We start from the raw sequence: 20,521 nt of genomic DNA on the forward strand, positions 1-20,521 counted from the left end.
CTTATACCATAAAATAACTTAGAATCAAATCAAATTACAAGAAATTTTGCTCTCAATCTTTTGTTTCACCTGAACAATATTGAGATTAGCATTAACTGTTAACAATTTATCTTTATAATATTCACGTAAACCACCTATTTGTACATAATACTCACTTATTCTTTTACTAATTATAGATAAGTCAGAATCATCAATTCTTCTTTTCAGCCTTGTCCTTTTACATTTTATACAAACAAAATTATCGTTCTTCTTAAAAAAAGATACACTATATGTGCTCTTACAATCCAGACATATAAGTCGATTTCTTAATCTATCAATTGCAATCTTATCATCAATCTCTAACTCAATAACAATATTCACATTTCTATCATATTTCTCTTGCAAAATTTGGGTTAGAAAATAAGCTTGATTTAGATTTCTCGGAAAACCATCCAATAAAAAATTATCATCACCTATCAATGCAAGCTGATTGCATAATAATTCAAATATGACCTCATCTTGAATTAAATTACCAGACTCTACAGTATTCTTTATTTCTTCACCTAACTCACTATTGCTAGATATAATACTTCTCAATATATTTCCTACTGAAATTAACTTTAAGTTATACTTTGCTACTAGAAAACTTGACTGAGTACCTTTACCGGAACCAGGAGGACCAAAGATTATAATAATCATCTTAATTTTCTTGTTCTAGACTCATACTTCTTTATCCAACTATCATACCTATTCGAAAAAATGTAAGATTGTATTTGCATAATAGTATCAGTAACAACATTGACTATAATCAATAAGCTTGTTCCACCAAAAATAAACGGTATACTATAATAATATCTTATAACTTCAGGCACAGCACATATAACCACTAGATATACAGAGCCAATAAATGTTAACTTTAGAACTATTTCTTGAAGATAATCAGAAGTATGTTTTCCAGGCCTTCTACCAGGTATAAAACCACCATTTCTTTTAAGAAAATTAGCATTTTCTTCTGAATTAAATATAAAATTGGTATAGAAAAAGTTGAAAAATACTATAAGTGCTAAATAAGCTATAATATAAATTACTTTATTTGCTACAAAGCAATTTAAAATAAAATCAGAAAAAGCATAACCCTTATAAAAATTTGCAATTGAAATAGGGGTTAATAAAATTGCATTGGCAAAAATAGTTGGTATTACACCAGATAAATTAATCTTTAACGGTATATAGGTAAAATCGTCATTATGTAACTTTTTAAACTGCTTTCTAGGATACTGAACAATGACTTTTCTATAAGAAGACTCTGTAAAAATAACTAAAAGCAACAGCAAGAAAAATACTATTAAAATAAAAAGTATAATAAGCAACGATATACTACCATTTTTATTCAATGTCAACAGTGACGAAAAAGCACTATATAATTCTGATATTATACCTGTAAAAATGATTAATGAGATACCGTTACCTACACCACTAGCACTAATTTGTTCACCAAGCCATATTAGAAATATCGTTCCACCTAAAAGGCTAAAGGCCCCTACTGTACGAAACATAAAACCAGGCTCGACTACAATCAGTACTCCTTCCTTATTCATTCTTTCTAATCCTATTAAAATAGTAACTGATTGAAATAGACAAAATACTATAGTCATATAATATATGTAAGAACTCATCTTTCGACGTCCCAATTCTCCATCGTTCTTAACTTCACTAATTCCTTTGATTGCAGAAGATAATAACTGCATAACTATAGATGCAACTATGTACGGCATAACACTTAATGCCAAAATTGTCATTCTAGCTAATGCACCACCAGAAAACAGATTAAATACTCCAAAGACACCAGAACCTTCTTTAGGGAAGATATCATTAATTATATNAAGATTAATTCCAGGAATAGGCACATAAGTACCCAAACGATAAAAAATTAAAGCGATTAGCGTAAAAAATATACGCTTCAATAAATCACCTTTATACAATAATGCAGTATCCAAATTATTAAATGCGGACTTGCTATTCATTATTTATGATAGTACTTCTACACTACCACCAACTAAAACCACAGATTTTTTTGCAGCTTCCGATGCAAAGTCAACATAAAACACACATTTCTCACTCAACTTACCTTTATTAAGAAGCTTGATTTTGTTCTTAACAGACTTTATAAAACCTAATTTACATAGTATTTCCTTATTTACAACAGAACCTTTTACTATCCTTTTAGCCTCTATTAAACGCTGCACATCACCAACATTAATTATTGAGCATATATTTCTACGTACAGGATTAAAACCTCTTTTAGGTAAACGAGTATATATAGACTGTTGTCCACCTTCAAATCCATTTATAGAAACACCACTCCTAGCCTTCTGCCCTTTATGACCCCTACCAGATGTTTTACCTCTACCACAACCAATACCTCTACCTAGTAACTTAGATTTTTTTTTCTTTGACAACTTATTAAATATAGAGTTTAATTTTATAGTACTATTCATATTTTACCTATTTTCAACTATCTCACTAATTTTTTTACCTCTTTTGCTCGCAACTTGACGAGGAGATAACATACTACTAAAAGCCTCAAATACTGCATAAATAACGTTATGAGGATTATTCGATCTCATAGACTTAGCTACTACATCTTTTATACCTAGAACTTCAAAAACTGCCCTAATCGCCCCACCAGCAATAATACCTGTTCCAGCTCTAGCTGCCCTTAAAACTATCTCACCAGAACAAAACTTAGCTTTAATGTCATGATGTAGAGTTCTACCTTCACGCAAGTATACTCTAATCATCGATTTTTTTGCAGCATTCACAGCCTTTACTCTTGCTTCAGCAACTTCTGCATGTTTACCCATTCCACACCCTACTCTACCCTTCTCATCTCCAACAACAACTAAAATTGAAAATGAAAATCTCCTACCACCTTTTGTAACTGTCGTCACTCTCCGTACTGAAACTAAAAGCTCTGATAAATCGTCATTACCTCGTAAATTCTTTACAGCCATATCCAAAACTTCTTAAAACTTAAACCCAGAATTTCTTAAAGAATCAGCAAATTGAGAAATTAACCCTGTGTACTTATATGGTCCGCNATCAAATACCAATTTTTGTTCTAACTTCATATTAGATAACCGCTCAACCATTAAAGAAGAAACTTGTTTTATAGTTTTAGCGTTAACCTTACTTTTACATGCATTCCTAATTTTAGCATCTAAAGTAGAAGCAGAAACGAGAGTTACTCCCTTTTCATCATTGATTAACTGAACGTAAAAATGCTTATTAGACTTAAATATGGACATACGTAAACGTTTCTTATCACCATTATTAAGCTTTTTTCTATTACGCAACTTCCTTTTTTCAAAATTACTCAGAAAATTATATAACCTTCTCATCTTAATTAATTTTTTTTACTTACAACTTTACGCAACATAAACTTGCCTTTCATTATAATACCCTTACCTTTATAAGGGTCATATTTTCTAATTTTACATATATCAGATGCTACCATATAGACTTTCTGCTTGTCCATGCCACTAACTACCAAGTGAATTGGTTTTATACACTTAATTTTAATATCTTTAGGCACTTTATACTTAACATTATGACTATAACCAAGATACAAAGTCAAATATTTACCATCACACTCTGCTTTATACCCTACACCATTAACCTCAAGATCAACAGAAAAATCATTAATCATACCATTAATAATATTATTAATATTACTTCTATAAGTACCCCACATAGGCTTTATTTCATCATAATCACCCTTGCCTTGATTAATAGAAAGCAGCAACTGATTATCAACAACACAACACACAATACTACTGTTTAATCTAAGTCTTTTTTCTGCTTTAACACTTTTTATCAATATCTCACCATCATCATACTCAACTGAAACACCAACAGGAATATTTACAGGTGCGGCACCTACACGAGACATAAACTTCTCCTATTACTTAAAATACACGACACAAAATTTCCCCGCCAACTTTTAACTTACGCGCATTGTAGTCCGTCATTACCCCTTTAGACGTAGATATAATAAAAACACCAAGCCCATTATATGCTTTAGCAATATCCTTATACCTAGAATAACGACGACAACCCGGTTTTGATACTCTAACTATGTCAGTAATTACAGGCAACCTCTCGTAATACTTCAATTTTATAACAAAAAACGGCACATTACCTGTAACCTCCTTCTGATAATCAAGAATATATCCTTCATCTTTCAAAATCTTCAGTATAGAAGAATTTACTCTAGAGAACAAAACTCTCGTTGTCCTATGCATTGCTAATTGAGCGTTACGTATCCTTGTTAAAAAATCCCCAATACTATCAGATAAAGCCATAATATACTCCTTATATTATATTATATTCACCAACTAGATTTTGTAACTCCTGGGATTTTTCCAAAAGCACATAAATCACGCAAAACAATTCTACATAAACCAAATTTCCTATACACTCCCCTTGGCCTACCAGTTAAAATACACCTATTTCTAATTCTGATTTTAGAAGAATCTCTAGGCAATTTTTTAATTAACTTATTTTGAGCAGCAAACCTTTCATTCATAGGCATATCTTTATTGTTTACTATAGATTTTAATTCCCTTCTTTTTTCCTTATACTGATCACACAACTTCACTCTACGAAGATTCCTTTGTATCATAGATTTTTTTGCCATATATTTATCCTCTCTAATCAATCAAAAAAGGGAAATCTAAAAGCTAGTAATAACTGTTTTGCTTCTTCATCACTACTTGCACTTGTTATAATATTTATATCCATACCTCTAATTTTACTTACTTTATCATAATCTACTTCTAAAAATGAGATATGTTCCTTTATTCCAAAGGAAAAATTACCATTACCATCAAATTGTTTTACACTGAATCCTCTAAAATCCTTTTCCCGTGGCAAAGTGATATATATCAATCTTTCTAAAAATTCATACATTTTATCCCTACGTAAAGTTACCTTACAACCTACTGTAGCATCTTTTCTTATCTTGAACCCAGAAATAGATTTTTTTGCAGAAGTTAAAACAGGCTTTTGCCCTGTAATTAAATGTAGACAACCAAACGGCTCATTTATTGCTTTACTATCCACAGCAGCATCACCAACACCCATATTAATACATACCTTAACAAGCTTAGGCACTTGCATTACATTGCTATAGTTAAACTTATCTTTCAAGGATTTTATTATGCTACCTTTATACAATTCTTTAAACATATTACCTAATCTATTACTTCCTCAGAAACTTTCGCAAAACGTACCTTTTTACCATCTATAACCTTAAACCCTATTCTAGTTGGAGCTTTATATTTAGGATCCAACATTGCAATGTTAGATATATCAATAGCCAATTCTTTACCTAATATACCACCACTATTACCTGCTTTTGGCTTGGTATGCCTTTTATAGACATTTACTCCAGAAACAATTGCCCTTTTTTTAGCATTATGTATTAAAATTTTAACTACCTTGCCAATTTTTCCTTTATCCCTGCCAGCTAAAACTATAACGTCATCGCCACTTCTTATTTTCGCACTCATTATAAAACCTCAACAGCCAGTGACATTATTTTCATAAAAGAACCAGACAACAATTTTTTCACTGGACCAAATACTCGAGTACCAAGCGGTTCACCTTGATTATTAATTAAAACTACAGCATTGCTAGAAAAACGAATCACAGAGTTATCAGACTTTCTAATATGACTTTTCACTCTAACAACAACTGCTCTATATACTTTTCCCTTTTCAACTTTCCCCTTCGGGTTGATAGATTTAGCAGATACAATAACTGTATCACCTACAGATGCAAACTTCCTACCACCCAACAAGCCAATACAAAGCACTTTACGTGCACCAGAATTATCAGCCACTTCCAACAATGTATTTTTTTGAATCATATGAACATCTTACCCAACTTGAACAACAATCCACTTTTTAGTGGCAGAAATAGGTTTATGTTCTTGTATAAAAACTTTATCCCCTGCTTTGCAACTATTATTTTCACTATGCGCTGTATACTTTTTATATTTTTTTATGACTTTTTTATATAGCCTATCCTTATATACCTGCAGTACTAAAACCTTTACAGTTTTATCACACTCAGCTTTAATTACAACACCACACAAAATTTTCTTAGGCATTCTTTCCCTCTATCGTTCTTTCATTTAACACAGTTAAAATACGAGCTATATTTTTCCTTATCAAACTAAAACGCGTAACATTGCTACACTGTCCCAATTTTTTTTGAAAAACCAAATTAACAAACTCTTTCCTTAAATTTATAAGAACTTCATACAACTCTTGCGAGGATTTCGATCTAATCTCAATTATACCCATCGTAATTTTACTCAACTATAATTAGATACAAATTTACATTTTATAGGAAGCTTGGCAATTGCTTTTTCAAGTGCTAATTTTGCCAAATGCATGGAAACACTACCACTAATTTCAAATAATACCCTACCAGGCTTAGTTTTAAATATCCAAAATTCAACACTACCTTTCCCTTTACCCATCCGCACATCAGCAGGTTTTTTACTAACAGGAATATCAGGAAAAATTCTTATCCACACTTTACCAGAGCGTTTCAATGTTCTAGATATCACACGCCTTACAGCTTCAATATGCTTAGACTGAATCCTACCTGCTTCTATAGCTTTTAAGCCATAATCTCCAAAAGACAATGTACTACCAGCTTTTGTACTACCCTTAATTCTCCCTTTAAACACCTTTCTATATTTACTTTTTTTAGGGACAAACATTTCAATATACCTTAATTAATAATATAAACCCAAACTCTAACTCCTATAATACCATATACAGTCTTTGCTTCACATAAAGCATAATCTATATTAGCACGTAAAGTGTGTAAAGGTAAACGACCTTCCTTATACCATTCGGTACGAGCTATTTCAGCCCCACCAAGACGTCCAGAACAACTTATCTTAATACCTCCTCCTCCCATCCTCAAACAACTTTGAATAGCTTTTTTCATCGCTCTTCTGAATGAAACCCGTTTTTCTAACTGCTGTGCTATGCTGTTTGATATCAAGGCTGCATCTATTTCAGGCCTCTTTACTCCTACCACATTCACTTCTACATTATCTTTTACTTTTTGAATTATTTTTTGCTTTACCTTCTCAATATCCAAGCCTTTCTTACCTATTATCACTCCAGGTCTAGAAGAGTGTATTGTTACAGACATCAAATCACCTTTACGCTCTATAATTATTCTGGAAAGACCTGCATGCTTAAAAGATTTATTTATATAACTACGAATAAACAAATCCTGGTGCAATTTTTCTTTATAATCTTTATTAGCATACCAAATGGAATCCCAGGTATTAGCATTTATCTTCAACCTTAATCCTATAGGATTAACCTTTTGTNCCATATTTTATACTTTCCTCACTAATTTTATATTTTTACAAATTATACAATTTCCTCTAGCTTTATAGTTAAATTACTGTAATACTTATTAACCCTATTAGCCCTACCCATAGCCTTTGGATATATTCTACGCAAAGTAAAAGACTTGCCTACCAAGATTTCCTTTATATATAGACCGTCAATATCTAACCCATAATTATGTTGAGCATTGGCAACTGCAGAATCTAATACTTTTGCTATAAGACCAGCAGCTCTCTTTTCACAAAACTTCAACTGAACATTAGCAAAAGAAACCTTTTTATTACGTACTAGATTAGCAACTAAACTCAACTTACGAGGAGTTGATTTTAAAACTCTAGAACTAGCTTTAATTACTGTGAATCTGCTTTTCATACCAATTACCTTCTTACTGCTTTTTTATCACCACTATGACCATTAAATTTACGGGTAGGTGAAAATTCACCAAACTTATGACCTACCATATTTTGATCATTAACATTAACAGGAACATAATCTTTACCGTTATAAACAGCAAATTTTAAACCTAAACAATTAGGAAGAATTATAGAAGCTCTAGAGTGAATCTTTATTACTTTATTAATAGTACCCTCTTTTAAAACCCTATTCACCAATTTTAATACAGAAGGATGACAAAAAGGTGGTTTCCATACAGATCTACTCATAAACTAACCTTTCAACTGTTTTATATACTTGTCACTAAATTTATTTTTCTTTCGAGTTTTTTTTCCTTTTGTTGCAACACCCCAAGGAGTAACAGGATGACGTCCACCAGAGGTTTTTCCTTCTCCACCTCCATGAGGATGATCAACTGGGTTCATAGCAACTCCACGAACAGTAGGTCTAATCCCCAACCATCTACTTCTCCCTGCTTTACCCAGTTTTCTATTCTTACGATCAGGATTAGATACTGTACCAATAGTAGCCTTACAAGAAGATAAAACCAATCTAACTTGACCAGACCTTAACCGTAATAATACATAGTTACCATCATGACCGACAATTTGTGCATAACAACCAGCAGCTCGAGCAATTACAGCACCATTACCTGGCTTCAATTCAACACCGTGAACAAAAGAACCAATAGGTATACATTTTAATGGTAAACAATTACCTGCTACTATATCAGCACTATCACTTGACATCACATAATCACCAGGCTTTACATTTTGAGGAGCTAATATATAAGATTTAGTATTACTACTTCCATATAATATTAACGCTAAAAAACCACTCCTATTCGGATCATACTCTATTTTTTCAACTATACCTTGATCACCTCTATTGCGTTTAAAATCTACAATTCTATACTTTTTTTTATGGCCACTACCCTTATGAAGAGTTGTAACCCTACCACAATTATTTCTTCCACCGCTAGATTTTTTACCAAATGTAAGAGATTTCTCTGGCTTACCTTTTGACAACCCAACTCTACTTACCAACACAGTTCCACGAGAAGACGGAGTAACAGGATTAAGAAATTTTACGCCCATATTAAACACTCATTATATTTAATTTTTGACCATCTATTAAAGAAAAATAAACTTTCTTTTTTTGTTTTTCATAACCAGAAAGACCTTTAAAACGCCTACGTTTAGGCCTAACCATAACAACATTTATAGAGGAAACTTTAACTCTAAATAGAGATTCTATTGCCAACTTTATTTTATGCTTATTTACATTCACAAAAACATACAAAGAATATTTATTAAATTTCTCTTTCAAAAAAGAAGCTTTCTCTGTAACTATAGGACATTTTATTATATTATTATATTTTATCATAATAACCTCTCTTCAAGGTCTTTTAAAGCATCATGTGTTAGCATTACGCACTCATGATTTAATATATCAAAAACGTTTAATCCGATAGGTTTGATCAAGTTTATATGATGCAAATTTCTAGTAATCCGCAATAAATTATCTCCATAGTCACCAACCATCAAAAAGGAAGAAAATTTAAAATTTTTAATAAATTTACATACTTCAGATGTTTTCTCCACATTAATATCTAAGCTATCAAGAATAATTATTTGATTATTAAAGTATTTCAAAGATAAAGCGATTTTTAAACCAAGCTTACGCACTTTTTTATTAAGAGAATAGGCATGACTTCTCACAACAGGACCAAAAACAATTTCCCCACCTCTAAATTGAGGAGATCGTAAGCTACCTTGTCTTGCCCTACCAGTACGTTTTTGACTATAAGGCTTAGCTGTTGTACCAGAAATATCACTGATACCTCTTGTTTTATGAGTACCAGCTCTTCTTTTTGCTAATTGCCATGTAACTATATCGTGCAAAATACTCAATTTTTGTTTAACAAAAAATATCAAAGGGTTAAGCTGAACAACACCTACATCACCACTAGACAAATTAACCAATTTACATTCCATAACTAACTTACCAAATTACTAGTATTAACATCATTTGTATCTAACAGCAAACTTACTGAAAAAAGAGCATTTTTATGTAAAGGCTTCTTAACTGCATCCCTTACAAAAACATAAGAATTTCTAAATCCAGGAACATTATTGCCTTTTATAGCAATAATACTATTTTCATGATCAATAAATAATACCTTCATATTCTGTACAGTTACCCTACTACTACCTAAATGACCAGCCATTTTCTTTCCTTTAAAGACTCTACCAGGATCCTGACATTGACCTGTAGAACCTTGCGACCTATGAGCAATAGAGACACCATGAGACGCTCTAAGTCCACTGAAATTATGCCGCTTTATTACACCAGCAAATCCTTTACCAATCGAATATCCTGTAATATCAAGATATTGACCAACTATAAAATGGCCAACATCTACTTTCTTACCACATCTTATCCCTGAGAGGTTATTTAATCTACTTTCATATAACCTACATCTACTTTTTATTCCTCTTTTCTTCAAATATTCTAACTGAGGCCTTGCAATATTTTTAAAATCTCCAGTACCTAAAATAACTGAATTATACCCACACTTATCCTGCTCTTTTACATCAACAATATAAGTTTCATTGAGATATAATAAAGTTACAGCTACATGACCACTATTATAATATATAGCAGTATGACCAACATTTTTCATTAACAAACCAATTCTTTTCAGTGAACTTATTCTTTTCATTCCCTCTTCCTAAACTTTATAACCTTCTTAATTTTTGAATTAACTTCTACTCCAGGAAGAGGAGAAGGGAAAGATGAACTTCCAAGCATTTGTACTATAGTAGGAGTAGGATTATATAGAACAATCAAACGCTTAGAAGTCCTCCGTTCAAGTTGTTCACGAGATTTTTTATCAACGTGAGGAGATCTATTAACATTAAATTTAAGATTTCTCCTTGGCAAGGCAACCGGACCAGATAATCTTGTGCCAGAATGTTTTAACTTATCCTTAAATTCACGCACAAACTTCCTAACATATTCTTCCAATCTTGAACAATCAAAAGCTTCTATTTTAATGTGTATTTCTTGCTCCATCTTAGTTACCACAAACTTATTCTAAAATTTCGGAAACAACACCAGAACCAACGGTTCTACCACCTTCTCTTATTGCAAAACGCAATCCCTTATCCATTGCTACCGTTGCCTGCAATTCTACTTCTATACTCAAATTATCTCCTGGCATTACCATTTCTTTCCCTTTTAACAACCTTATACTTCCTGTTACATCTGTAGTTCTTATATAAAATTGCGGCTGATAATTTTCAAAAAATGGTGTATGTCTTCCTCCCTCTTCTTTTTTTAATATATATACCTCTGCCTTAAACCTCTTGTGCGGTGTTATTGAATTTGGCTTTGCCAACACTTGACCCCTTTCTACTTCTTCTCTTTTCGTTCCTCTTAGTAACACCCCTACATTTAATCCAGCAGATCCCTTATCTAGACACTTCTTAAACATTTCTACTCCTGTACATATCGTCTTTCGTGTTGCTTTTAAACCTACTATCTCTACCTCTTCGCCCGTTCTTATTTCTCCCCTTTCTATCCTCCCTGTTACTACTGTTCCACGTCCCAGTATTGAAAATACATCCTCAATTGGCATTAAAAATGGTAAATCCACAGGCCTTGGTGGAACTGCCACATATTCATCTAACTTTTCCATTAATTTTTCTATTGACCTCTTTCCATATTCACTATCTTCATTTTCCAGAGCTTTTAATGCAGACCCAATCACCACAGGAACATCGTTACCAGGAAATTCATACTTACTCAGCAATTCTCTGACTTCCATTTCTACCAAACCAATCATATCGTGATCAGCCACATCAGCTTTATTTATATACACAACGATATACTTAACACCAACTTGCTTTGCAAGTAATATGTGTTCTCTTGTTTGTGGCATTGATCCATCAACTCCAGACACTACTAATATAGCCGCATCCATCTGTGCTGCACCTACTATCATATTTTTCACATAATCAGCATGCCCAGGACAGTCAACATGTGCATAGTGTCTCTTATCTGTTTCATACTCAACATGTGCTGTTGCTATCGTTATTCCCCTTTTTCTCTCTTCAGGCGCTTTATCTATTTGATCATATGCTACGAAATTTCCATAATACTTCGTTATCGCAGCTGTTAACGTTGTTTTTCCATGATCCACATGTCCTATTGTTCCCACATTTACATGCGGCTTACCAAATGCCTCTACTATTCGTGCCATAATCTAAATTCTTCTACCTAAAATGTAAATACATCAACAGTAATATATTGATTTTATAAAAATACAACAAAAAAANGAGCGGATAGTGGGATTCGAACCCACTTCACTAGCTTGGAAGGCTAGAGCTCTACCAATTAAGCTATACCCGCACAATGGAGGAGATAGGATTCGAACCTATGTACGCTTTCGCGGACAGATTTACAGTCTGTTACCTTTAACCACTCGGTCACCCCTCCATAAAAACCTGTTAAAAAAGTATTGTCCCAGTATTTCAACCTAATCCTTCATTATATTTAATAATAAATACCTAAAATTAAAAAATCAAGCAGTAAAATCTTTAATAATTTTAATTATGCAGACTTTATTTTATATAATTTAATATTGTTAATAAAGTACCTAAACAAATAATGTGAATCATGAGTACCTGGCGCTTCTTCTGGATGGTATTGCACAGAGAAAACTGGATAATTTTTCATCATTATTCCTTCTATACTGTTATCAAATAGAGAAATGTGAGTAATCTCTACGTTTCTTGGTAAGAAAAACGGATCAACAACAAAGCCATGATTTTGGCTAGTGATCTCAATTTTCCTGCTATTTACATTATAAACTGGATGATTGCTCCCTCGGTGACCAATATTCATCTTAATAGTTTTTGCTCCCAAGGCAATCGCAAGTAATTGATGACCCATACATATTCCAAGAATTGGTATTTTGGACTTTATAATGACATTTATTTCTGGGGTTACGGTCTCTCCTATTTCTTGTGGATCACCAGGACCGTTTGAAAGCACTATGCCATCCGGACACATATTTAATATTCTTTGAGAAAAACCTTTATCTGGCTTAATTAATTTAATTATGCAGCCAAGTTCTATCAAGCGTGAAACTATACTAGATTTCACGCCAAAATCAACTATTATGACTTTATACTTTTCAATATTTTGAGCTCCGGTGTCAGTAACCTGGACAACAGAAGACTTACTAATATCATTGTTTAAACTGACTACATCAATTATTTCCATTCCATTTATAGGTTTATATTCACCCAACTCGTTTGATAGATCTTCTATCACTTGAATAGTGCGATCACTATAGGCACCAGCATTACATCCTGAAGGATAGGTTAATGAACATATTATTCCATTTTGATACCCATGCTTCCTTAAGTGTCTCGTTAAGGCTCTAGTATCAACTCCTGATATTCCAACTACATCATTTCTCTCTAACCAATCATTTAAACTAATATATGAAGAAGGATGGGATGCAGGAGAAAGTTCACGCATAATTACACCGCTTGCAAAAATTTTTTTTCCTTCATTATCTTTGCTGTTTATCCCAATATTACCAATATGAGGGAAAGTAAACATTATAATTTGATCAGCAAAAGAAGGATCAGTTATAGTGTGCTGGTAACCAGTAGCACCAGTAGTAAAACAGATCTCACCTACACACTTGCCCTTTTTGCCTATTGACTTTCCCAAAAAGCATTTACCACTTTGTAAAACTAAAACCGCTTCCTGCACTTAATTCTCTCTAATTGATTCAAGGTAGTATATAAGAGTTTTTAACAATACGATAGGTAAAAAACTCCTTCTAAAATTTTAAACCGTAATTGTAAATGGGCAAAGAATAACATGGGAAACACTTTCAACATATTCTTACATAAAACATGTCTTGACCACTTTCACACTTCATGTTAATTTAAATAAGTTATTTTTTAAGTAGAATGAAGAGCTTGCGATGTACAATAATGAAAATCAATCTAAGAGAATAAATAAAAAGTGGCACATTATAGCAGCTAGTCTATTATTACTCGTAATAACGCTATCATCAATTTTTTTTTTAGCAAAAATGGTTATAGGATTAGCTATAGCTTCAATTATAGCAACAGCAACAAAAATTATCTCTAAAGCAGTATCGAATGTCTTAAAGGATAAACAGGCAAATCAAAACCAAGTAACACAAAAAATTACACAAGATAAAATCACAAATTTAGCTATTGGACTAATGTCTATATTTGCAGGAGGATTATCACTGCTTATTTTAGTACAAACTGGGTTGACTTCAGCATGTGCAGCCATAGCTGCTTTAGCTCTATATGAACCTCTTAAAGGCGAGAAAATAGGCAAAAGCATAGACGAAAAACTAGATAATGCAGTTAATGGTACAACTCATTTTGTTATTAGTAGTGTTGAGAAATTTATTTCACTACAAAGCTGTCAGGTATAGCCTGCTTTGATGTTTGCAGTACATCAATCAAGTAAATTGTATAATTCATTTGTATTTCTCCTACTAATATAAATTGAATATACGTAGGGTACACTTACTCTATAAATTTTTTCACCATGCTTGATTTTAAACCACGGATAAAATCTGCAACCATGCAAGGATTTCTTCCTTCCATTTGCACCACTTTAGGAATTAAAACGCCGCTTTCTAAGCTTATGTGCATATCATCATTAATAATTTCACCTTGTGCTGAAGTTAAAGATAGATTTACTTTAAAATCAGCATCAAGTATTCTGAGACGTTTATTTTCTATTTTGACAAACGCCTTAGGATAAAACGCTTTAACTTTCCTATAGGCAACTTCACAAGCATTACTTGCATATATTCTATAATCTTCCACTTTATCAGCGTAACATACATTATCATCTCTCTGTTCTAAAGGAACCTGTTTTTCAATTTTATTCAATATCTCCATCAGCAAATTACTACCTAATATAGATAATCTATCATACAACGTCTTGTAATTATCATTTTTTCCAATAATAAACTTTTTCTGCTTTAAAATAGGACCAGAATCCAACCCTTCATTCAACTGTATAATGCTAACCCCAGTTTCTTGGTCTCCTGCTAGAATTGCATGTTGTATAGGAGCTGCACCGCGCCATCTAGGCAACAATGAAGGATGAATATTAATACAACCGTATTTGGGAATATACAAAATTTCTTTTGGAAGAATCAATCCATATGAGACAACAACTACAATATCTGGTTTAAAATTTCTAAGCTTTTCTTGCTCCATTAAAGATTTTAGAGACGTAGGAGTACATACCTCTATATCATTTTCTTCAGCGATAGCATGTACAGGAGATTTTGTTAGCCTTTGCCCACGCCCTGATGGTTTTGGAGCCTTAGTATATATTGCTATTACCTCATTTTCTGACTTTAATAACAGGTTTAGTGTGCCAACAGCAAATTCAGGCGACCCCATAAAAACAACTCTCATTCTACTTCGTTTAGGAGATTAAGAATTTTCTACTAACTTGCTGCTGACAGTTTCTACTAATTTTGTGAAATCATCTTTATAATTAACAGCCATTTCAGCAAGAATTTTTCTATTTAAATCAATTCCAGCAAGCATAAGCCCATGTATAAACCTACTATAAGTAAGCCCATGTTCTCTTACTGCTGCATTAATACGTATTATCCACAAACTGCGAAAATCACGCTTGCGATTTTTTCTATCCCTGTAAGAATACAGCAATGCTTTTTCAACCTTTTGCAGAGCAATTCTGTAACAATTTTTTGCACGTCCCCTATATCCCTTTGCTAATTTTAATATTTTTTTATGACGAGCGTGAGTAGTAACTCCACGTTTTACTCTAGCCATTCTATTTTACCTCCATCTTATTAGACACCATAAGGCATATAAAGCTTAACTATACGTGAGTCAGACTTACCAAGAATTATCGTACCGCGCTGATTACGAATGCTAGATTTGCTCCTTTTTACCATACCATGTCTTTTGCCTGACTGAGTAGAAATAACTTTACCTTTAGCTGTAAGATTAAAACGTTTTTTAACAGAAGATTTAGTTTTTAATTTCATTTTCTTCATATAAATTCACAAACATTATCACTGAACTGCTTTTTATGAAAAATAGCTAGCATAGCATAAATAACTTTATTAAAGAATAAAACAGCATTATAACTTATAATGCTATAATATGCAATACACATATTTTTTTCAAACCCGTAGAATTGAACAGCCTTTCCTCTTACGTTTTCATAAATATAACCTCGATAATAAAATAATGCTGCCAAAGATTCCATCTAAAAGCTACAGCACAAGCTAAAATTGTATATTAAAGAAGCTTAGATGCAGCCAAGCCCAGTACGTGTGTTATATTTTTTATCTCTGAGTGGTAACAACACCTGCTTCATTTTACGCTTTCTTCCTTTTTATTGATCAAGCACTCACTATCTATTACAAAGTCAAATTTATCAATGATTATCTACTTCATATAACTACAAAAATAGTGCATCAATTGCATATTTACTATCAATATTTCAGCAATGTCTGTATTGTGCCTTTCCGGCCAGATTCTTATCTGATCCTTTTGCCTCATTCCAGTACTGAGTCACTACATTTGCTATTCTTCTTTCTTCACATGTATAAAATTCCATTCTAACATTCACATACAAAACATAGATATAAGCTAAATTTATTGTGAATTATTGATTTTTTCTTAATCGCAAAGGTACTTATTAATTAAATTTTTACTCTACTATTTAACTTACAGATGCTTTTAACGTAAGTCCACACTTTTTCAGTTAGCTTTTTGGCTATGAACACAAAATTTACATCTCTACACCTATAGCTATTCATCACTACTTTCTTCACTATTTACTTTACCGATCAAATAATCTCTTAAGTCAGTAAATTCTTATAATAAAATTATTCAAACTACGATTGACTTTTATACCATTATTAAATTCTTTTTGTACTCTTTCTATTATATACTTTTTATCATACAGCATGTGCTTTATCTTCCTTATAATCCTTCTATACATTTATAATCATGGTCTCCTTCTTTTATGTTTTACAGGTTTCATTTGACAGAATTGACTCTCCCAGAATCTTAAAACACGTTCTTTCAAGTATAGCTTTTCAGCAACTTTTCCAATAGCGTAGAGTAAATTTTCCCTACCCACTAATTAATTTTTTATTACTTTTAAGAATTTTAAAAAGACTGAATTTTTGCTTAAATTATCACTTGTTTGATGTTTTCGATATATTTCCTGGTCTTTCCTTCTTTTTTTAACCAAGAATATTTCATAAGCTTACCTTTACTTCATCCAATATATTCCCTATTATTACAGCAGAGTTTTTTTCAACAATTAGATTTCTTGATTTATACCTTCACTATTATTGTTTTAGTTACTGTTACATCTCTCACCGTAACGTAATTTACAATTTATATAAAATACAATGATCGACTCGAGATTCAGCTACTTTATTTTCATAATACATCTCTTCTATAATAGAATTAAAAATATTAACTGGCAACTGCCAACGTTTTAAATATTATAAANAACGCTATTTAATGATCTGTAAGAAGTGCTTAAAATTGATGCTATGGCTCTTCTACCTCCATAGTAAACATAAACCTGTTGAAATAATAGACAACGATATACTAATGTTCCCTCGTTTTACAATTTTTCCTCCAACAATAAAACAAGCACATATACTCTGCAAAAAAAACAAACATCAACACTCAAAACATATGATATAAACTTTTAAATAACTGTATAGTAAAACAATAATTGAAACACCTTGTAACAGAGTAGAAGCAGAAATGACATATCTTCTATTTTCAAGTAAATTCGAGATTCAATTTGTAATTAAAACACCAATTACAAGACTAAACTATACAATATTGCAGCTTGCTATACTGACTTTATTGTATTAAATACTAAGTTGCTCAATAAGCTTAAAGCCCATCAAGGTATTAAGCACTAGAAATATTCTAGAAGTAATAGTATCCATCTACTATTAAGGTTATATCTAAGAGATATCTTCTTGGTTTCAGTACCACAAGCACAGAGCATATTACCATTTTTATGAAGCTCTTTATTACATGTTTTTTAAAAGCCGCTTTCCGAAAGTGTGTTTAGATAAAAAACATAAATACAAACACAAATACTAAAATAGCACTATGCATAAATCTGGCTTTCTAATATATACCTTAGCAAGAAAGCTAGAGAACAATACTTGAACTATCAGTGCAGGAAAGCTTAAAATTGTCTGCATTAGTGAAAACATCAGTTCAAATCGAACAAGGAAAAATAAGTGCTGCTTACATAAGTAGCCACAATAAAACCAAACGATGTTCCAATTGCAGTTACTACTTGAGATAAAATTTAATGAGAAATATTTTCACTATTAATAGGAATAAAAACCTAAGAACCATAATTAATAATAAGAAAAAAGTAATNTTTTTTCACTAAGAAAATATTAAATATCGCTCTACTGAAAAAACTGTAAGATGGCAAAAATTCAAGTATATGCTGAATTAGCCAGTGCAATTTGCACGATTATAGGACTAAGTTCTTTTTCAAAATTCACACTTACATAAAGTGTAGATTATCTGCATGTTATTGATTACAACAACTGGGTTATTAATCAGCCAAATAGACTCAGATTTAACTCTACTTTCCATAAAACTTGTTTTTATAAGTAGCTCATTGATAACTCGATACCAACTCTTTTTCAAAACTATATGTAACCATGTTTCATGGTGATAGATATAAGTGTTAAAGACAAGAACTCTTAACCTTTTAGATTTATTATATTAAACAGTTTTCATCTTAGTAATATAGCACAACAAAATGAGTCTTAATTCAAAAATTGAGCAATACATTTGCAAGGGTAAATAATAACATTGATTCTGTAAGGTTAGTTATACTGAATTTACGAGGAAATAAAAAACTAGTTAAAGAAAAATTTTAGCGCCATATATTAATGGTAAAAAGAACTGTCGGTTTAATTCAAGTTTAATACTCAAGTTATATAATAGTTGCAATAATATTACAGAAACAGCGCTATTGAGTAATATAATTAACTGCAAAGAAAAAGAAGCCGCACGTGTGCTACTAATCAAATATTTATTAAAAAAGATAGCTAATGTTAATATAAAAGATAGCTATAGTGAAAACCCATAGTATTATTTATATCAAAAAAGGTAAGAATAAAGAAGTAGCAAAGTTATTATTAGACACAGGAGCAGACAAAATTCAATAGATATGATAACGCTCATGATTCAAAAACTTTACTATTTATAGTATGCTGTTATTCTGGTGAAAGTCTTAATATAGAACCATCAATACCTTTTTACATCAGCTTATCCATCAAACGTTTATGATATTAGATAAAGAGCAAACTTCAAAGAACAACTTCCCGATTTGATAAAGCTCCTTATAGAACAATGAGACTAACATTTATGCTAATAATAACCAAAATGATATCCTTGAAGATCTTATTGCCAAGAGTTGTATAATCATCACACGTAAACGATAAGAAATTTGTTACCTCTGTACAAAAATTTTAAAAAAAAAATAAAAACATCAAGAAAGTAACATAGAAAGTTATTTAAGGTAGCAGAGTAAAAAAGACTTTAGATCATTTGTTGATATTATAATGAAAATAGTTCAATCAGTATAAGAAGCATTCAAGTTTGCAATAAAAGTAGTAATTCAAATACTTGGAATACAAAGTATAAAATTTGCCACTAAAAGTGCTCTTAAGAAATAGGATAGCTTGTTACCGAGGTGTTAATTGTCTTGGAAGTTGTTCACAAATTAGTAAAATTGAAGAAAATTACTTTTTTACCATAACCTTAGTTACAGCAAGATATATAAAATTTTTACTAGATATTGCAAATAAATCTTATTCTTTGATAGCCTTCTGTTCTTGTTGATCCAAGCAAGAAGCACTTTTTGCAACCCGCTTTCTTAGCCGTATTTTTAAATCCTTACTTTCTTGTTGATAGCAACCTAGTTAGGGTATCTCTATATATCTAAAGTCTACTATGCCTTTTTCCTTACCTTTTACTTTTCTATCCTCACCGTAGTTTTTAACTCCCCTTTTCCTACTGTTTTAACAGATTGACTTTAACTTATACAAGGCTTAGCTGTTTATTTCTTCTTATCTCTCTCTTAAATATGTTCAAGAATTCATAATTCAATTTCTTAAGGATTCACCGCTTTTCACAACAGAAAATTGAATGATAAGTACCTACATTGACATCCTCTACATAATATCTGCAAAATCGCATTTAATATTTATCTTCCGTTGTATTTTAATGATCTCCTTACTTCTAGATATCTTTCCTCATTTCTCACTCACTACTTTATCGCCATATACTACTACCCATATCCCTTAATTTGTCGATAATTTCCAATGGCTATATCAGCATTAGAGAAGATACAAAAAATATCAGCAATAGGTTCTTCTGAGAAAATGAATAAAATTAATAAACAAAATAATGAATGACAAACTAAAAACATAATTAGGTTAACCAAATACACTGAAACACATTTAGTAGTTTTTGCACACAGTTTGCTTTAATATTCATGTTCCATCTTCTATATCGCTGTTTCATCCACTTATTAATAGTTAAACAGCAATAAAACTGTCTGTGTTACTA

The 20,521-nt window shown here is 31.7% G+C and carries 29 protein-coding genes and 2 tRNA genes; 1 reads left to right on the forward strand and 30 read right to left on the reverse strand.

Going from position 1 to position 20,521, the window contains the following annotated elements; genetic code table 11:
• Nucleotides 1–24: 24 nt before the first annotated feature.
• The 26 genes from HSX44_RS02230 to carA all read right to left on the reverse strand — a co-directional run bounded on the left by HSX44_RS02230 (nucleotide 25) and on the right by carA (nucleotide 13,610).
• Nucleotides 25–678 carry an adenylate kinase family protein gene (locus HSX44_RS02230; protein ID WP_275602120.1) on the reverse strand — a complete coding sequence of 218 codons (654 nt, stop codon included), beginning with the start codon at nucleotides 676–678 and terminating at the stop codon, nucleotides 25–27.
• Nucleotides 675–2,003, reverse strand: coding sequence for a preprotein translocase subunit SecY (gene secY, locus HSX44_RS02235; RefSeq protein ID WP_275602121.1), 1,329 nt, complete (start codon nucleotides 2,001–2,003; stop codon nucleotides 675–677). Before secY ends, HSX44_RS02230 begins: the two co-directional genes overlap by 4 nt.
• Nucleotides 2,004–2,006: 3 nt before the next feature.
• Complete coding sequence (gene rplO, locus HSX44_RS02240; RefSeq protein WP_275602122.1) at nucleotides 2,007–2,477, reverse strand: 50S ribosomal protein L15; 471 nt, start codon at nucleotides 2,475–2,477, stop codon at nucleotides 2,007–2,009.
• 3 nt (nucleotides 2,478–2,480) lie between these two features.
• Nucleotides 2,481–2,993, reverse strand: a complete 513-nt coding sequence (gene rpsE, locus HSX44_RS02245; protein ID WP_275602123.1) for a 30S ribosomal protein S5 — start codon at nucleotides 2,991–2,993, stop codon at nucleotides 2,481–2,483.
• Nucleotides 2,994–3,005: 12 nt separating this feature from the next.
• On the reverse strand, nucleotides 3,006–3,380 hold the full coding sequence (gene rplR, locus HSX44_RS02250; protein WP_275602124.1) for a 50S ribosomal protein L18: 375 nt from the start codon (nucleotides 3,378–3,380) through the stop codon (nucleotides 3,006–3,008).
• Between the two features lie 5 nt (nucleotides 3,381–3,385).
• Nucleotides 3,386–3,931, reverse strand: coding sequence for a 50S ribosomal protein L6 (gene rplF / locus HSX44_RS02255; RefSeq protein WP_275602125.1), 546 nt, complete (start codon nucleotides 3,929–3,931; stop codon nucleotides 3,386–3,388).
• 16 nt (nucleotides 3,932–3,947) lie between these two features.
• Nucleotides 3,948–4,343, reverse strand: a complete 396-nt coding sequence (rpsH, locus tag HSX44_RS02260) for a 30S ribosomal protein S8 (protein ID WP_275602126.1) — start codon at nucleotides 4,341–4,343, stop codon at nucleotides 3,948–3,950.
• Nucleotides 4,344–4,369: 26 nt separating this feature from the next.
• The gene (gene rpsN, locus HSX44_RS02265; protein ID WP_014869294.1) at nucleotides 4,370–4,678 is read right to left on the reverse strand and encodes a 30S ribosomal protein S14; all 309 of its coding nucleotides are present in this window, start codon (nucleotides 4,676–4,678) and stop codon (nucleotides 4,370–4,372) included.
• Between the two features lie 17 nt (nucleotides 4,679–4,695).
• Nucleotides 4,696–5,229, reverse strand: coding sequence for a 50S ribosomal protein L5 (rplE, locus tag HSX44_RS02270; RefSeq protein ID WP_275602127.1), 534 nt, complete (start codon nucleotides 5,227–5,229; stop codon nucleotides 4,696–4,698).
• Nucleotides 5,230–5,234: 5 nt separating this feature from the next.
• A complete protein-coding gene (gene rplX / locus HSX44_RS02275; protein WP_275602128.1) occupies nucleotides 5,235–5,552 on the reverse strand; it encodes a 50S ribosomal protein L24 in 318 nt (105 codons plus the stop codon).
• The gene (gene rplN / locus HSX44_RS02280; RefSeq protein ID WP_275602129.1) at nucleotides 5,552–5,911 is read right to left on the reverse strand and encodes a 50S ribosomal protein L14; all 360 of its coding nucleotides are present in this window, start codon (nucleotides 5,909–5,911) and stop codon (nucleotides 5,552–5,554) included. Before rplN ends, rplX begins: the two co-directional genes overlap by 1 nt.
• Before the next feature lie 9 nt (nucleotides 5,912–5,920).
• The gene (gene rpsQ, locus HSX44_RS02285; RefSeq protein ID WP_275602130.1) at nucleotides 5,921–6,154 is read right to left on the reverse strand and encodes a 30S ribosomal protein S17; all 234 of its coding nucleotides are present in this window, start codon (nucleotides 6,152–6,154) and stop codon (nucleotides 5,921–5,923) included.
• The gene (gene rpmC / locus HSX44_RS02290; RefSeq protein WP_275602131.1) at nucleotides 6,147–6,350 is read right to left on the reverse strand and encodes a 50S ribosomal protein L29; all 204 of its coding nucleotides are present in this window, start codon (nucleotides 6,348–6,350) and stop codon (nucleotides 6,147–6,149) included. The genes rpsQ and rpmC overlap by 8 nt, the downstream gene beginning before the upstream one ends.
• 11 nt (nucleotides 6,351–6,361) lie before the next feature.
• The gene (gene rplP, locus HSX44_RS02295; protein WP_014869300.1) at nucleotides 6,362–6,775 is read right to left on the reverse strand and encodes a 50S ribosomal protein L16; all 414 of its coding nucleotides are present in this window, start codon (nucleotides 6,773–6,775) and stop codon (nucleotides 6,362–6,364) included.
• Between the two features lie 11 nt (nucleotides 6,776–6,786).
• Complete coding sequence (rpsC, locus tag HSX44_RS02300) at nucleotides 6,787–7,407, reverse strand: 30S ribosomal protein S3 (RefSeq protein ID WP_275602132.1); 621 nt, start codon at nucleotides 7,405–7,407, stop codon at nucleotides 6,787–6,789.
• A gap of 38 nt (nucleotides 7,408–7,445) precedes the next feature.
• On the reverse strand, nucleotides 7,446–7,796 hold the full coding sequence (gene rplV, locus HSX44_RS02305) for a 50S ribosomal protein L22 (protein ID WP_275602133.1): 351 nt from the start codon (nucleotides 7,794–7,796) through the stop codon (nucleotides 7,446–7,448).
• Between the two features lie 5 nt (nucleotides 7,797–7,801).
• Nucleotides 7,802–8,086, reverse strand: coding sequence for a 30S ribosomal protein S19 (gene rpsS / locus HSX44_RS02310; RefSeq protein WP_275602134.1), 285 nt, complete (start codon nucleotides 8,084–8,086; stop codon nucleotides 7,802–7,804).
• Nucleotides 8,087–8,089: 3 nt separating this feature from the next.
• On the reverse strand, nucleotides 8,090–8,914 hold the full coding sequence (rplB, locus tag HSX44_RS02315; protein ID WP_275602135.1) for a 50S ribosomal protein L2: 825 nt from the start codon (nucleotides 8,912–8,914) through the stop codon (nucleotides 8,090–8,092).
• 1 nt (nucleotide 8,915) lies between these two features.
• On the reverse strand, nucleotides 8,916–9,203 hold the full coding sequence (locus HSX44_RS02320) for a 50S ribosomal protein L23 (protein WP_275602136.1): 288 nt from the start codon (nucleotides 9,201–9,203) through the stop codon (nucleotides 8,916–8,918).
• On the reverse strand, nucleotides 9,200–9,814 hold the full coding sequence (gene rplD, locus HSX44_RS02325) for a 50S ribosomal protein L4 (protein WP_275602137.1): 615 nt from the start codon (nucleotides 9,812–9,814) through the stop codon (nucleotides 9,200–9,202). Before rplD ends, HSX44_RS02320 begins: the two co-directional genes overlap by 4 nt.
• Nucleotides 9,815–9,816: 2 nt before the next feature.
• Entirely contained in the window at nucleotides 9,817–10,542 is a 726-nt protein-coding gene (gene rplC / locus HSX44_RS02330; protein ID WP_275602138.1) for a 50S ribosomal protein L3, read from the reverse strand.
• Complete coding sequence (rpsJ, locus tag HSX44_RS02335) at nucleotides 10,539–10,895, reverse strand: 30S ribosomal protein S10 (protein WP_275602139.1); 357 nt, start codon at nucleotides 10,893–10,895, stop codon at nucleotides 10,539–10,541. Before rpsJ ends, rplC begins: the two co-directional genes overlap by 4 nt.
• Nucleotides 10,896–10,911: 16 nt before the next feature.
• Nucleotides 10,912–12,084 carry an elongation factor Tu gene (gene tuf / locus HSX44_RS02340; RefSeq protein WP_275602140.1) on the reverse strand — a complete coding sequence of 391 codons (1,173 nt, stop codon included), beginning with the start codon at nucleotides 12,082–12,084 and terminating at the stop codon, nucleotides 10,912–10,914.
• Between the two features lie 77 nt (nucleotides 12,085–12,161).
• A tRNA-Gly gene (locus HSX44_RS02345) sits at nucleotides 12,162–12,233 on the reverse strand.
• Nucleotides 12,234–12,237: 4 nt separating this feature from the next.
• A tRNA-Tyr gene (locus HSX44_RS02350) sits at nucleotides 12,238–12,320 on the reverse strand.
• Nucleotides 12,321–12,434: 114 nt separating this feature from the next.
• Nucleotides 12,435–13,610 carry a glutamine-hydrolyzing carbamoyl-phosphate synthase small subunit gene (carA, locus tag HSX44_RS02355; RefSeq protein WP_275602141.1) on the reverse strand — a complete coding sequence of 392 codons (1,176 nt, stop codon included), beginning with the start codon at nucleotides 13,608–13,610 and terminating at the stop codon, nucleotides 12,435–12,437.
• Nucleotides 13,611–13,827: 217 nt separating this feature from the next.
• Here carA and HSX44_RS02360 point away from each other — a divergent pair, with 217 nt between their 5' ends.
• Entirely contained in the window at nucleotides 13,828–14,316 is a 489-nt protein-coding gene (locus tag HSX44_RS02360) for a hypothetical protein (protein ID WP_275602142.1), read from the forward strand.
• A 94-nt stretch (nucleotides 14,317–14,410) separates the two neighbouring features.
• Here the strand turns inward: HSX44_RS02360 and fmt are convergent, their stop codons facing one another.
• From fmt to HSX44_RS02380, 4 genes are all read right to left on the reverse strand, one after another.
• Complete coding sequence (gene fmt / locus HSX44_RS02365) at nucleotides 14,411–15,319, reverse strand: methionyl-tRNA formyltransferase (RefSeq protein ID WP_275602143.1); 909 nt, start codon at nucleotides 15,317–15,319, stop codon at nucleotides 14,411–14,413.
• Between the two features lie 18 nt (nucleotides 15,320–15,337).
• Complete coding sequence (gene rplT, locus HSX44_RS02370) at nucleotides 15,338–15,703, reverse strand: 50S ribosomal protein L20 (protein WP_275602144.1); 366 nt, start codon at nucleotides 15,701–15,703, stop codon at nucleotides 15,338–15,340.
• 20 nt (nucleotides 15,704–15,723) lie between these two features.
• Nucleotides 15,724–15,930, reverse strand: a complete 207-nt coding sequence (gene rpmI / locus HSX44_RS02375; RefSeq protein ID WP_275602145.1) for a 50S ribosomal protein L35 — start codon at nucleotides 15,928–15,930, stop codon at nucleotides 15,724–15,726.
• A gap of 962 nt (nucleotides 15,931–16,892) precedes the next feature.
• Nucleotides 16,893–17,027 carry a MerR family transcriptional regulator gene (locus tag HSX44_RS02380; RefSeq protein WP_275602146.1) on the reverse strand — a complete coding sequence of 45 codons (135 nt, stop codon included), beginning with the start codon at nucleotides 17,025–17,027 and terminating at the stop codon, nucleotides 16,893–16,895.
• Between the last annotated feature and the right edge of the window lie 3,494 nt (nucleotides 17,028–20,521).

This window comes from Wolbachia endosymbiont of Onchocerca gibsoni, from assembly GCF_029169405.1.
Classification (GTDB): domain Bacteria; phylum Pseudomonadota; class Alphaproteobacteria; order Rickettsiales; family Anaplasmataceae; genus Wolbachia.